10 protein-coding genes and 1 tRNA gene are annotated in these 13,879 nt (G+C 43.8%); 7 read left to right on the top strand and 4 right to left on the bottom strand.

Annotated features, from left to right (window positions below):
- On the top strand, window positions 1-1,172 hold a 1,172-nt coding region (locus IM473_RS00310), incomplete at its 5' end, for a calcium-binding protein (protein WP_502845920.1).
- A 136-nt stretch (window positions 1,173-1,308) separates the two neighbouring features.
- Here the strand turns inward: IM473_RS00310 and IM473_RS00305 are convergent.
- Complete coding sequence (locus IM473_RS00305) at window positions 1,309-1,599, bottom strand: DUF2288 domain-containing protein (RefSeq protein WP_108936753.1); 291 nt, start codon at window positions 1,597-1,599, stop codon at window positions 1,309-1,311.
- A 135-nt stretch (window positions 1,600-1,734) separates the two neighbouring features.
- On the opposite strand from IM473_RS00305, the gene IM473_RS00300 reads away from it, so the two are divergent.
- The 6 genes from IM473_RS00300 (at window position 1,735) to IM473_RS00275 (ending at window position 6,519) form a co-directional block, all read left to right on the top strand.
- Complete coding sequence (locus IM473_RS00300; RefSeq protein ID WP_024970702.1) at window positions 1,735-2,307, top strand: TetR/AcrR family transcriptional regulator; 573 nt, start codon at window positions 1,735-1,737, stop codon at window positions 2,305-2,307.
- 31 nt (window positions 2,308-2,338) lie between these two features.
- A complete protein-coding gene (locus IM473_RS00295; protein WP_287660349.1) occupies window positions 2,339-3,622 on the top strand; it encodes an HlyD family efflux transporter periplasmic adaptor subunit in 1,284 nt (427 codons plus the stop codon).
- A gap of 7 nt (window positions 3,623-3,629) precedes the next feature.
- The gene (gene devC, locus IM473_RS00290) at window positions 3,630-4,802 is read left to right on the top strand and encodes an ABC transporter permease DevC (protein ID WP_287660350.1); all 1,173 of its coding nucleotides are present in this window, start codon (window positions 3,630-3,632) and stop codon (window positions 4,800-4,802) included.
- Window positions 4,803-4,820: 18 nt separating this feature from the next.
- Window positions 4,821-5,540 carry a DevA family ABC transporter ATP-binding protein gene (locus IM473_RS00285; RefSeq protein WP_287660348.1) on the top strand — a complete coding sequence of 240 codons (720 nt, stop codon included), beginning with the start codon at window positions 4,821-4,823 and terminating at the stop codon, window positions 5,538-5,540.
- Between the two features lie 61 nt (window positions 5,541-5,601).
- Window positions 5,602-5,693, top strand: a tRNA-Ser gene (locus IM473_RS00280).
- A gap of 19 nt (window positions 5,694-5,712) precedes the next feature.
- The gene (locus tag IM473_RS00275) at window positions 5,713-6,519 is read left to right on the top strand and encodes a radical SAM protein (RefSeq protein ID WP_287660347.1); all 807 of its coding nucleotides are present in this window, start codon (window positions 5,713-5,715) and stop codon (window positions 6,517-6,519) included.
- Here the strand turns inward: IM473_RS00275 and mrdA are convergent.
- From mrdA to IM473_RS00260, 3 genes are all read right to left on the bottom strand, one after another.
- A complete protein-coding gene (gene mrdA / locus IM473_RS00270; protein WP_287660346.1) occupies window positions 6,516-8,390 on the bottom strand; it encodes a penicillin-binding protein 2 in 1,875 nt (624 codons plus the stop codon). The two genes, IM473_RS00275 and mrdA, sit on opposite strands and share 4 nt — an antisense overlap.
- A 765-nt stretch (window positions 8,391-9,155) precedes the next feature.
- Window positions 9,156-10,973 carry a Dyp-type peroxidase gene (locus tag IM473_RS00265; protein WP_287660345.1) on the bottom strand — a complete coding sequence of 606 codons (1,818 nt, stop codon included), beginning with the start codon at window positions 10,971-10,973 and terminating at the stop codon, window positions 9,156-9,158.
- A 150-nt stretch (window positions 10,974-11,123) separates the two neighbouring features.
- On the bottom strand, window positions 11,124-13,358 hold the full coding sequence (locus IM473_RS00260; RefSeq protein ID WP_287660344.1) for a galactose oxidase early set domain-containing protein: 2,235 nt from the start codon (window positions 13,356-13,358) through the stop codon (window positions 11,124-11,126).
- Between the last annotated feature and the right edge of the window lie 521 nt (window positions 13,359-13,879).

Genomic DNA, 13,879 nt, shown 5'->3' with positions numbered 1-13,879 from the left:
TTTCAAATTCAAGTAAACCAATAACAGTAGATCTAGTTAAAAGTGGAACAGGAATTCCGCAATATATCAAAATTGAAAACTTTAAAGGTAGTAGTTTTAACGATGTTTTTACTCTGGATAAAGCGGCCAACAAAGTTGAAGGTGGTGACGGAAATGACATAATGATTGGTGGTGCAGGTAACGATACCTTAGACGGTGGCTTAGGAAATGATACTGTTGATTACAGTTCAGAAACCACACCAATTACCCTAACCCTAACTAAAGGCGCAGTTGTAGCATCAATCGCTTCCGCTACTCTATCTATAAGTGCTAGAAGTGCTAGTTCGACTCCGACAGGATTTAATGGAACAGTAAAGGTAGGCTCTGACACAGACACTTTATCTAGCATTGAAACCCTTAAATTTACTAAGAAGGATGATATTGTAAAAATCCAATCACTTCCCAAAGGAGTAACCCTTGATGCTGTTGATGGAAAAGATACCTTAGACTTTTCGACTTTAACCACAACATTAGGAGTATCAATTAATACGACTGCCAAAGTCGCCCAAGTAGGCTCTGAATCCCTTTCGATTGCCAATTTTGAAACCTTTGTTGGTACAAATCGTGATGACACTTTTAAAGTTGATGAAAATACCATTCAAGTTGATGGTGGTGCAGGAAAAAAAGATATTTTAGACTTTGCTGGTAGTAAACAGGGAATTGTCATTAACGACTCAACCAGACCTAAAAATATTATTGCCACAAATATCGAAGAATATATCGGTTCTGCCTACAATGATCGGATAAAGGGTACTGCTGCTGATGAGATTTTCCGCGATGGTGCAGGCGATGATGTCATTTTTGGAGGGGGGGGAAATGACATTTTTTATAACGGACTAGGCAATGATGTTTATGCGTCAGGAGAAAGTGGAGATCAATTCATTTTTTCTGGTAATTTTGGCAAAGATGGCATTGCGGACACTAAAAAAGGTGTTGCTATCAAGATTGGGAACATTGACCTATCTACCGTTGAATGGACAGGCATATCATTCTTTGGAGTAGGTAGATTTAAAAACGCTAGTAAGACACTGATGCTCGATACGGATGGGGTATCTGGTCTAATTACGGATTCATCTGGTAACGAATTATTACTCGGTAACGCCTTTGCCAATGGGGTTTTTAATATTCTTTAATATTGAGCAATTAGCCAGTTGTACGCAACCATCTTGTCCAAGATACTTGTCGGGTTGCCGACCGGGACAATAGCTCGATGCCAGGATTATTCTTTCCTACCCCTCAATCTCACCAGATTGGGGGGTTTGGCTTTATCTAAGCTATGGCCTGAATTAACACAAAAGGTTGCACGATTAGTGTATTAAAAAGGTTATCGGGATGGGAATTCCAATCGCTTAACTGCTCCTGTGTCGGTTTTTCTAGTAGTTTTTCCCCGATCCAATTCTGCACTTGAGCAACCCGATCACCGGCGATCGCTTCTGCCACTTCGATTAAATTGAGGGAATCGGAAACCAGGATCAGCGCATCCCTTTGAGCATGGGGGATCAAGTCACTCCACTCCACTTCGGCTAATTCCTCTAATAACTGCTCGTGAATATTACCCATACTGTCAATCCTTGCGAAAAAGCTCGCTCAACAACGAATTAGCCCTTTCTTCTAGCATACAGGCAAAGGGACGACCGATTTCCCCATTTATAGTAATGTTAAGCTAAAATATAACGAACGTTCGATATTAAACTTATGCCTAAGATAGTAGATGTAGAACAATACCGAAAAGAACTCCTCTTAAAAAGTGCCGAACTCTTTGCCGAGAAAGGCTATGCTAACATGACGACGAGAGAATTAGCGCAAGGATTGGGAGTGTCCACGGGAACGCTGTACCACTACTTTCCCAGTAAAGCGGCACTTTTCGAGCAATTAGTCGAGGAGATGTGCCGAGAGGATGTTTTATTAGCTAAAGCCGAGATTGATCGAGGAAAAACCCTGATAGAAAAGCTAAAAATTCTCGGCAAATTTATGACTAATCGCGAGGATTACTGCATCAAACAATTATTCTTATGGATTGATTATTCTCAATATCAAGGACGAGAAGAACTCAGTCGTAGTCAACTTTTTGAGCGCGTTGATCGCCGCTATCATCAGGCAGTAATCGAGATTTTAGGTATTAGCGATCCGAGTGTAGCTTGGTTAGTTGTCAGCGTTATTAATGGACTGATATTAGAGCGCCTGTGGTGCAATGAACAGATTGCGATCGATGAACAAATGGAATTATTAGGTAAAATTCTTACTACTTATTTGCAGAAAAACTGTTAACCCCCAACAATCACTTATTAACTAAAAAATTATGAAAGGTAAAACTTTTGTGAAACCAAATCAAAAGTTAATGATCGGGTTAATAGTATTAGGCACAGGATTATTAGGAATAACCACCTTTTATAGTCTTTCCCAATTCGCCAGCAAACCCGAAACCAAAACCCCTGTAATTGCGTCACCCGTACCGCAAAAAATCACCGCTTTAGGCAGAATTGAACCGAGGACAGAAATTATCAGCATATCTGCCCCGATGTTGCTTGATTCCGATCGAGTCATGCAATTATTAGTCGATGAAGGAGATAGCGTCAAAACAGGACAAATAATCGCCATTCTCGAAAGTCAGGAAAGATTAGAGGATAACCTGCGACAGGCACAAGAACAGGTGAAAGTAGCCGCAGCCAAACTAGAACAGGTGAAAGCTGGGGCAAAAGTCGGCGAAATCGATGCTAATACCGCTAACGTGCGGAAAATCGAGGCACAATGGTTAGGGGATCAAGCAAACCAACGGACAACTATCCAAAGATTAACAGCGCAATTAGACGGGGATAGGGCTGCCCAAAAAGCGACAATTGGCAAATTAGAAGCAGAATATCGCAATGCCAAAGCTGAATTCGATCGCTACGAAAAACTCTATCAAGAAGGAGCAATTTCCGCCTCTAGTTTTGATAGTAAAAGACTGAATTTAGAAACCAGTAATCAACAACTAACAGAAGCAAAAGTTACCCTAGAGAGAATTGAACGCACTGGTAAACAACAGATACAAGAAGCCAAGACTACCCTAGCCCGGATTGAATCCACCGGTCAACAGCAGATCAAAGAGGCCAAATCCACTTTAAATCAAGTCTCAGAAGTGCGGGGAGTCGATGTGCGGGCAGCCGAAGCGGAGGTAAATGCTGCCCTAGTTGCCGTTAAAAAAGCTCAAACCGAGTTAAATCAGGCTTATATTCGATCGCCAATTACCGGCAAAGTGATTAAAGTCAATACCCGTATCGGGGAACAAATCAGCGATCAAGGAATTGTTGACCTCGCTGAAACCGAGCGCATGGAAGTAATTGCCGAAATCTATCAAAGCGATATCGGGAAAATTCGCGAGGGACAAACTGCCATGATTACCGGATCGGCGTTTAAGGGCGAAGTTAGCGGAAAAGTGCGCTTAATTGCTTTAAAAGTTGACCAACAAAATATCTTCAGCAATCAACCGGGAGAAAACTTCGATCGCAAAGTTATCTCTGTCCGCATTGCCTTAGATCGAGAAAACAGTCAAAAAGTGGCAGGTTTAACCAATTCCCAAGTAACTGTAACTATCAATGAGTAGGTTTTCCATGAAACTAACCCATCTATTCAAAAAAACGCCCCTATCTTGGTTACAGGTGACGCGAGAGAAAACCCGTTTGATCGTGGCTATTGCCGGGATTGCTTTTGCTGACTTCCTAATTTTTACACAGTTGGGGTTTCGGGATGCCTTATTTGATGCTTCCGTTAAACCTCATTATGTTCTCGATGCGGATTTAGTCCTGATTAATCCCCAATTCGATACCCTCTTTGCGGTGAAAAGTTTCTCACGCGATCGCTTGTACCAAGCTAAAAGAGTCGAGGGTATTCAATCCTTAGCCTCAGTTTATATTGCTTCGGCCCAGTGGCGCAATCCCGAAACTGCCCTAGAAAGAACTACTTTAGTCTTTGGTTTTGATCCCAGTCAACGGGTTTTTACCCTCCCAGAAGTCAATCAAAAATCTAGTGATCTAAAGATGTTAAATCGCGTCTTATACGATCAGGCAGGAAGACCAGAATTCGGTCCAATTGCCGATTTACTCCAGAAAAACCCCGATTTGACAGTTCAGTTAAATAAAAAAGAGGTACAGGTAGCGGGAATTTTTACCCTTGGTGCCTCCTTTGCTGCCGATGGTAACGTCATTAGCAGTGATTCTACCTTTTTAAGGCTCTTTCCCGAACGTCAACCCCACGAAATCGATATAGGACTGGTGAAACTGCAACCGGGGGCAAATATCGAAGCAGTTAAGGCCAATTTACAGGCACTTTTCCCTAAAAATGAAGTAATAGTCCTTACTTTAAAAGAATTTGCTGAAAGGGAAAAAACCTATTGGGCAAATGGTACAGCGATTGGTTTTATCTTTGGTTTAGGTACAGTAGTGGGTTTTATCGTCGGTATCGTTATTGTCTATCAGATTCTCTATTCCGATGTCACCGATCACTTACCCGAATACGCTACCCTAAAAGCTATGGGTTACGGTGATTGGTATTTAGTCGGGGTTTTGATGCAAGAGGCTTTATTACTAGCCGTTTTGGGGTATATACCGGGGTTTATCGTCTCTCTCGGTGTTTATAATCTCGCTTCCTCCGCTACACTTTTACCCATAGTGATGACTACCGCTAGGGCGATCGAAGTTTTAATCCTGACAGTTATCATGTGTATTGCCTCTGGAATTGTCGCTATGGGCAAATTAAGGACAGCAGATCCAGCCGATATTTTTTAAACTATCAAGGGTGAAATAATGCTGATTTTTCAAAAAGAGCGAGAATTAGAGGATTTTAGCCCTAATGAACCCGTAATTGCCATTAAAGGCTTAAATCACTATTTTGGCACGGGAGAATTAAAAAAACAGGTTTTATACGATATCGATCTGGAAATTAAAGCGGGGGAAGTAGTGATTATGACTGGTCCTTCGGGATCGGGGAAAACCACTTTATTGAGTTTAATGGGAGGTTTGCGATCTGCACAAGCGGGCAGTTTAAAAATTCTCGGCCAAGAAATGTTAGGAATTAGTAAGGGCAAAATGCTGAAAATTCGCCGACAAATTGGCTATATTTTTCAGTCACATAATTTACTAAAATTCCTGACAGCGAAACAAAACGTAAGGATGTCTTTGGAACTGCACGAGGAGTTTTTAGAACAAGATCTAGATCAAAAAGCCACAGCAATTCTAGCGTCAGTCGGTTTAGGCAACCGCGTTGATTACTATCCCCATGATCTATCGGGGGGACAAAAACAACGGGTTGCGATCGCTCGCGCCCTCGTCAGTCATCCCAAATTAGTCCTCGCCGATGAACCGACCGCGGCCTTAGATAAACAATCCGGGCGCGATGTGGTGGAAATCATGCAGAAATTGGCAAAAGAACAAGGTTGCACGATTTTACTTGTCACCCACGATAACCGGATTCTCGACATCGCCGATCGCATTGTCAATATGGAGGATGGTCGTTTAGGCGATTAACTGCCCAAAAATTACTTGCCAAAAATCAGCCTTTTATGTTAGACTAAAATAATGTCATCTTGGAGAGGTGGCAGAGTGGTCGAATGCGGCAGATTGCTAATCTGTTGTACGAATCGTAAGACCGTACCGAGGGTTCGAATCCCTCCCTCTCCGTATTTTTTGGGTAGGTTCGATGACTGCTCCCCAGGATTACTTCTGCTCCGTATATGGCCCGGTTGCCTCTTGGCGTTTCGGCAGTTCCCTGGGCATCGATCCGATCGGTTTAGTTTCCACCTGTTCCTTTAACTGTGCCTACTGTCAGTTAGGAGAAATTGAGCAAAAAACCGAGCAACGAAAAATTTTTATCACCAGCGAACAAATTAGCAGGGATTTAAGGGCCTTTGCCCCCTGGGACGTGGATATCGTCACTCTCAGTGGTAGCGGGGAACCCACCCTCGCCCTCAATTTAGGGGAAATACTGGCCACCGTCAAGGAAATGACCAGGCGGCCGGTGGCGGTCTTAACCAATAGTACCCTCTTGGGAGATGCCCAAGTGCGTCAAGACTTGAGCAAAGCTGATATCGTCGCCGCTAAAATTGATGCTGTTTCCGAGGCCCAATGGCGAGGGGTTAACCGTCCGGTCCCTGGTCTGGATTGGCAGGAGCTTTGGTGGGGATTGAGACAATTTCGCCAAGAATGGTCGGGAAAACTAGCAATTCAAACCATGGTGCTGGCCTCTTGGTCGCCCCAAGAGCAAGACCGATACATCGATTTGATGCAACAGCTACAACCGGATGAAATTCAGCTTAACACCCCGACCCGTCCCCGGGCAAGACAAAGACAATTAGAAACCCGTGGTAATAATCCCCTCAGCGCGGGCGACGGAATGCAAATTCTCAAACCCGTAAACGCTGAAATATTGGCGATTTGGGCGCAAAAAATCGCAAAGGCCACGGGAATTACCGTGCGCTGTGTGCCGCTTACCGCCACAGGTCTCTAGGGCTTCGGCCGGGGTTTTTCTTCTTTGGGTTTGACATTAAAATAAGCCTCCATTACCTGACGTACCATAGGTGCGGCCACTTTACCACCACCACCGCCGGAATGTTCCGCAAAGGCGACCACGACAATTTCGGGCTTGTCGAAGGGTGCGAAAGCTCCAAACCAAGCGTGGGACTGGCCCGGAGGCGCTTCTGCCGTGCCGCTTTTGCCCGCTACGGGCGGTAAAGCGGGGTCCGATAGGGCCCGACCAGTTCCTTCCGCTACCACGGCTCTCAGGGACTTTCTCAGGGTGTCTAGGGTGCTAGGTTTCATGTTCAAAGACTTTCGCCATTCCTTAACATCGCGGGCATCCTGTAAAAGGTGCGGTTTCACCAAAAAACCACCGTTAGCGGGGACAGCAAACATCACAGCTACCTGTAGGGGAGTCGCTAGGGTAAATCCTTGACCGATCGACATATTAATCGTATCCCCTACGGACCAATCCCAGTTTTTAAAATTACGCAGTTTCCAATCGCGATCGGCAATTAACCCCGGAGTTTCTTCCGCTAATTCTATCCCAGTTTTCTGACCGAAACCGTAGCGCCGAGCCGTGGCAATTAAAGTCGGTCCCCCCACTCCGCGACCAATTTGACCGTGAAAAGTGTTACTACTCATGGCCATGGCCCGGACAAAACCGATCGGACCAAAACCGGCGTGATTCCATTCCCCGAAAGCTGTCCCCCCCACATAGAGGGCGGCAAAGGTATTTAAGACCGTATTTGGGGGAAATTTACCCGATTCCATGCCGGCAGTGGCAGTGACGACTTTAAAGGTGGAAGCGGGGGGGAATCCTTGGAGAGCGCGGTTAACAAAAGGGTTGCCCTCCGCTTGTAGTTTTTTCCAAGTGGCGGTAGTAATTGGGGCCGAGAAAACATTGGGATCAAAACTAGGATAACTGACCATGGCCCGCACGGAACCATCCCGGGGATCGATCGCCACGATCGCACCTTTGCGTTTTCCTAAAGCGGCCTCGGCGGCTTTTTGGAGTTTTAAATCTAGTGTCAGGGTGACATCTTGCCCCGGTTTAGCAATTTTTTGGCCGAGAATTTGGATTACTTGTCCCGATCCGTTGACCTCTAACTGCATTCCCCCCCATTCTCCCCGCAATTTTGACTCGTAGGCGGCTTCTACACCCATTTTACCGACGACATCTCCCAATCGGTAGCCCTGGGGTCTTTTGGCTTGATATTCCTCCGGGGTTAGTTCCCCCGTATAACCGAGAATATGCGCCCCAATTTTACCATTGGGATAGTAGCGCACTGATTCCACGTCCACTTCAATGCCGGTTAATTCGTCTTTGTATTCCTCTAGGGCGATAATTTGGCCTGGAGTTAAACCCCTAGCGATGCGGATCAGGGTGGAGGGGTTTTCGTCCGCTTCGTTAATGCGTTTTTCTAGGTCGCTTTTGGGAATTGCTAAAATACTGGCTAAACGGTCAAGATTGAGTTTTTGAGCGGGATTACGCTGGGATTTGGGCCAAATATAGGCCGCATGGGTTAAGCGGGCCGTAGCCAAAACTTTGCCATTGCGATCTAATAAGTTGCCCCGGACTGGTGGTTTGGGAAGAATGCGAATCCGGTTATTTTCTGCCCTTTCTCGGTTAATTTGTCCTTGCTGCAGTTGTAAATAGGCCAATCGTGAGCCAACTCCTCCTAGCAGGACAATGCTAATTAATCCCATAATTAGCCATGACTGACGCTGACGACCGACTAGACGCTCTTTATCTTTGATTTTATTCTGTAATTTAGGCGGCGCTGGCCGCGTCGGCGAGGTGAGGGTTTTTTTCGGTTTCAGTTTGACTTTGGTTTTTGATAGGAGTCCGCTATTACGCATTTGCTTAAAGTTATAAAATTTAAAAATTATTAGGGTAGTTATCAGTTATCAGTTATCAGTCATCAGTTATGAGATTTGAGTTTTAAGTAAGAAGTATTAAGTGAGTAGTTTTAAATAGCACTTTCCTGATGTCTTTTCACTGGTCACTGGTTACTGGTTACTGATCACTGGTTACTGGTTACTGGTTACTGTTCACTGGTTACTGAAAAGGACGCAATACTAGGTGATTTAGCTCCTCTCTTGACTAAAGTTAAGGGAGTCCGCAATATATCTTAACAAAATAGGTGTAAATGCTCGGATAAATTTTAACTTTTGTCAACTGGCCTTGATTTTTCAAAAATACTCAGTAAGAATCTGTCAGAGAGCTTTGATAGGAATTGTTAATAAGTAGGGAGGCACAATTATTTATAGGATGGGTTAGCGGTAGCGTAAACTATGCAGGCCTTGGGTTTCATGCTTCAACCGTTCGGCTCTCGGACGTTCGGCGAGCTCAGTCGAACGCTCAGTCGAACGCTGAGATCACGGCCGAAGCCTTTTGACTCTTGCATGAGTGCCTAAAACCCATAACTTTTGTACCTCAGCAGACTGAAAAACGCTATAATTGGTTCCGTGATACCGGCGATCGAGATTTCGGGAAAGGAAACTGGCGCAGACATATAGTTAAGAGTCTTTTGTCAAGTATTTCTTAACCTAATGTAAGCTTTTCACTGATAACTGAAAGTGCGGTGCACAGTAGCGCCGCACTAATTCACAAAACGCTGTATATTAGACGTTCTCTAACTGCCAAAGTTGGTTATCTTGATCACTGGTTTCCTGGGAAAAGACGATGACATTAGCACCCTCATCTTGACTAGAAGCAGTCACATCTAAAACCTTATTGTTGGTTTTAGAAACAATGTGATAGTAACCCTGGCCATTGTCTATCATCTTCCAAAGTTGGGCATCTCCACCATGTTTAATAGTGGCGTAAACATTCTTTCCTGTGACAGATTCCACCGTTAAAACTAAGCCACTTTGCTTATTGCGAATAAAACAATAACCTTTTTGCGCTTCTTCTAATAGCCAAACCTGACTATCATCAGTACTGGAAGTAGATTGAATAGCATTCGTTTCGAGGCTTGCACTAGGATCAGCAAGATTGAGGTTTTTGCCACTGTGCTTGATCTTCAGACGTTTTTGAGGGACAGAATCTTCATTTAAGGATTCTAGAAAACTCAGACTAGGGGTAAAGAAAAACTCACCCCCTTTAAAGGTGACCCAGTGGGAAAAATCAGCCCGAATTCGTTCTGTACTTCCCCAGGTTTTCGGCCAACTATAGCCTTCTGTAAACGGCCCCCCTTGACCAATAACGGGATCTGTTCCAGTACCTTGTTCAATAAACCCTCCTGTATTAGCCCAACGCTTTTGCATAAAGGCAAACTGATTGGTAATATTGCTTTGGAAACATAAGAATAACAAACCCGAACCGGTTTCTTTGGCTTCGTGACGGTCTTGTTCTCCGTAACTAACAGCCCGACGTACAATACGGTGCATTTTTTCTTCTTCTAGAGGAACTTCCGTCGCAATTAAATGTCCTGTATCTCCCCGTGGGTTAGTCTTGCGAATATGGGAATGAAAGGGACATTTAGACCCAGTTTTGTCGTTAAGATAATTAAAGTTATTGCTATCATCGTCCGTGGGGGAATCATTCAGAATTAGGGGAGTTCCATCTTGAAAACGTCCCATGGTATAAGCACCGGCCAACTCTGGATCATTTGTTAAGTTCAAGGCCGGAGCTAATTTGTTGACCACATCGTCGTTCCAACCGGGAACATCTTGCTCTAGTTTACGATAGACCAAATAGCTACCATAACTATCGGGGGTTTTACCAAAAGGATCTTTAAGTAGTACAAGACTTAAAGGGGCTCGAGGATCCCATTGAGAAAAATCACTAGACTCTCGTTCTTTATCAATGTCTCGTTTAACAAATAAAGGTTCACTCACCCCATCTCGGAAACCAAAATGCTCGATCACTTTGCCGTCTTCATTACGCAGAACAAAGCCATTGTCTTGATGGATAATTTCGGCGATTTCTATTAAGCTATTTTTCACTCTTCTGACAATGTGCAGCAAGGGTTGAAAATTATCATCAGCCATTAAGATCAAACAGTGGCAGTCTCTTTGTAAACCTGGATCCCATTTATCAACCGTAGGATCAGCAAATCCGATCTGACTGTTGGGATCTTTCATTCCCCCAAGAAAAAAGTCATCTGAGAAGGGCAAGTCATCCTCAATTAAACCCAAATACTCATAACCAAAAACCGTTAAAAAGACATTAGTAAATACACTTCCTTTAATGCGCTTTTCACGATATTTTTCAGCCTCATAAGCTTGAGCCCAAGCTGAAGTAACATACTTACGGGTAAATTCCCCTAACCATTTCTTAACCTGATCCTGTTTCCCATCCTTGAATTTTAGGAACAGATGCACAGCGTTTTCCCGTCCATTGCCTTTGATGATATTACCTTGTAAGTCTTGCACAAGGGTTCGGTATTCTTCATCGTTTAGGGGATCAATTTCGACGATTTTGTTGAGATCAATCATGATTACATCCAGTTTGTTAGGTTAACTTTGTTTGCTTGGCCAATTTTTTGGGGTTTACGGCCAAGGGGTGTTATTGGCAGAAAATTTACAGTGTCCTCCCCTTGGCCATGACAGGGCTTGAAGACGAGCTTTGCATCTATACCCATCTGCTTAACTCAATTTGACGATCTTGCCCTCAGATGGTTTACCCTCTTGATTAACATAAAACAACATATAGTGACCAGGAGGAGAGAAATGCTTATCTTCAGGGACTTTAAAGCTAATTTTGCCATCCTCAGTATAGGTTTTCTCTAAAGTCACTAATCTCTGTCCATTATCAAAGGAGTGGGTGACAGAACCCGCCTTGATCAGTACCATTGAATCTTTAGTATTAGGACCTGAAGCATTACTGACAGAAATAGTGGGAGATTGTCCGTAACTAATCTCTTTAATATCGCTGTCAATAACCGGACGCTTACTTGAACCAAACAGGTAAGGAGGATAATAAATACTGTGTTGATAAATCTCGGCAGTATTAGAGGTAAATCCTTTAGGAGTGACAAAGAAATCATCAAAGATATCTAATTCTACCTTGCCACTATCGACAAAACGACCAGCCCGAGAATTATTCCCTCCCATCACTAAAATGCTGGCATCAGGGAGCAGCAAAGCGGTATTGTGATAGAGTCTGGGTTGAGTATCCGGGTTCATCAACTTGGTGTTAAATTTTATTGGTTCTTTGGCAGCATTGGGAGTCAATAAAATAGGATGATGAGCAGGAAAATGTTCGGCATAGTTACCACCATTAACCACTAATACTTGTTTTGTGGGAAGAATCACCGCTAGTTCCATCGCCCGTTTGCCAAAGCGACCCAAGTTAGAGGATTGTTTGACATACTCATATTGGGGATTTTGATAGTTACTAGAACTATTTTGCAGGATATCCTCATCAATGCGGGCTAAAAAGTCCTCATCAATCTTCCATTCCCCTCCTCCTTCCGTACCCGGTTCAGGCGCACTCCAACGCTCAACACTGGAGGGAATACTCGCCCCACGAATAGCATATTTACCCGGTCCAAAACTGATATCATTGGTGCCAATAATACCTCCATAAAGTAGGACATCTCCTTTATCGGAACTGGGATCGAGAGAAGCGGTTCCATAAACCTTAGAAGTGGCTTGGCGTTGTGGTCCGCGTTCAAAGGTCATAGAATAGATGCCCTTATCATCTTTGTTAAACTTAACAAAGTAACTATTGGTACTTTTATGAACCGTTAGAGGCGTTTTCCCTCCCCCATCTCCTGTGATCAAAAAACGACCATCTTTTGTGGGGAAAATGCGCGGATAGAGATCGATTAAATCCCGCGTTGAAGTTTGGGAATTCATCTTTGTCTTGAAGGGACTATTAGGCAGTTGGGACATATCAATATGCTGCCACTCGTTAGGAGTTCCCTTGGCGTTAGGATCGTAAATCTCTAAAATGGGACTGACTCGATCAAAATCTTTGGCTCCTAAACCAGAAAAAGCCGCAATCGCTCCATCTGCTAAGGGTACAAGAGTAGGATACCAGTGACCATCGCTCAGTAAATGGGGATTTGCCCAAGTTTTCGTTTCCGAATGAAAAATATTCGCTTGTTTAGACCCCTGAAATTGTGACCCGGGGTAATAGACGCGACTACCCCCAATAAACAAAACATCCCCATTAGGGAGTTGTAAATGACCAGAACAGAAGATATCGTTAGGTTCTTTCTCCCATTCCGCTACAGGAGAAGAAATGCGGGAAAAAGGCGATTCTTTGCCAAATTTTCCGTTCAGAGGGTTGGCAAATTCTGGGTCAAAAAGACTGGTGTTATCAACAACTTGGCTGTTGCGAGTATCCACCCCATCTTTAAGCTTATAAACGGCATTTTCAAAGATTATTTCGCCCTTATAGGGATCAACTCCATCAGCAGGGTTGCGATCAGCTAGCTTCTCAAATCGGTTACGGTTACTACTCCCGTTGACGATTAGAACTTTTCCGTCAGGGAGTAGAGTAGCATGAACTGCTTGCATCCGATCAGATTCTTTAGGCATGGGTAATAATAACCATGCCCCCATTTCTTCGGGACAGCCTTCATAAGCCAATAATTGTCCTGGAACTGATGAAAAGTTCAGAACATTGGGATTCAAATTATCCCCAAGGGCGGTACGCAGATCTTTCTCGAACGGACTCAGGGTTCGAGTGGCAGGACAAACGCTAGGATCGGCTATGGGTGCAGCTAAAACTTCTGAGTCTGCTCCGATACAAAACGTGGCCATGAACGCAATCACGAAGGTTAGGAACAGGGCTAATAGTCTTTTTTTCGACGTTTCTGAGGAAATCATGGGTAATTTTTGCCTTTCCTGATTATTTTTTAAATGAAGCATCGGGGTTGATTGTCACCTCGACCTCCATCTGATTCCCCGGCTGCTCCTTCACCTTAAACTTTTTCAAGCCTTTTTCACTGTTCCAGAATAAGGCGACCTAACAGCCGAGGTTCGCCCTGATTATATTCCAACATTCCAGACATTTTTATATACTTTCATATATTTTTACATTCCCCAAGATGTTTTGACGAAAAACCTTCATTCTAGAAACTACTATTGATCCTAAATCTGGTTATTAAAGACTGATTATCCATTCCCCCTTTTGCATGAGTGCATCAGTGCATGAGTGCCTGTATTCATCAGTAGCCTATACTCAACGGATTTATAGCAGTTTTCATCAGAATGAGGCATGGGCAAGGCAGGGTAAGTTCATCTAATTTGGTATAGCAAAGAGCGGGATAGTTAGGACATAATAGAGAAAAAGAAATGAGGAGAAGCTTTCATGGCAGCACCCTATAGTGATGATTTAAGACAGAAAGCAGTGAGTGCCGTAGAGCGAGGGGAGAAAAAAAGCCATGTCT

It is taken from the genome of Microcystis sp. M015S2 (assembly GCF_020245945.1).
Taxonomy (GTDB): domain Bacteria; phylum Cyanobacteriota; class Cyanobacteriia; order Cyanobacteriales; family Microcystaceae; genus Microcystis.
The sequence above is the reverse complement of the archived record's forward strand: the minus strand, read 5'-3'. Positions and strand labels throughout refer to the sequence as shown.

Excerpts from the sequence above, each read along its gene's own strand:
- IM473_RS00285 (WP_287660348.1), top strand. The coding sequence starts at position 4,821 with ATGCTGATTTTTCAAAAAGAGCGAGAATTAGAGGATTTTAGCCCTAAT.
- IM473_RS00275 (WP_287660347.1), top strand. The coding sequence starts at position 5,713 with ATGACTGCTCCCCAGGATTACTTCTGCTCCGTATATGGCCCGGTTGCC.
- IM473_RS00300 (WP_024970702.1), top strand. The coding sequence starts at position 1,735 with ATGCCTAAGATAGTAGATGTAGAACAATACCGAAAAGAACTCCTCTTA.
- IM473_RS00260 (WP_287660344.1), bottom strand. The coding sequence starts at position 13,358 with ATGCTTCATTTAAAAAATAATCAGGAAAGGCAAAAATTACCCATGATT.
- devC (WP_287660350.1), top strand. The coding sequence starts at position 3,630 with ATGAAACTAACCCATCTATTCAAAAAAACGCCCCTATCTTGGTTACAG.
- IM473_RS00305 (WP_108936753.1), bottom strand. The coding sequence starts at position 1,599 with ATGGGTAATATTCACGAGCAGTTATTAGAGGAATTAGCCGAAGTGGAG.
- IM473_RS00265 (WP_287660345.1), bottom strand. The coding sequence starts at position 10,973 with ATGATTGATCTCAACAAAATCGTCGAAATTGATCCCCTAAACGATGAA.
- IM473_RS00295 (WP_287660349.1), top strand. The coding sequence starts at position 2,339 with ATGAAAGGTAAAACTTTTGTGAAACCAAATCAAAAGTTAATGATCGGG.
- mrdA (WP_287660346.1), bottom strand. The coding sequence starts at position 8,390 with ATGCGTAATAGCGGACTCCTATCAAAAACCAAAGTCAAACTGAAACCG.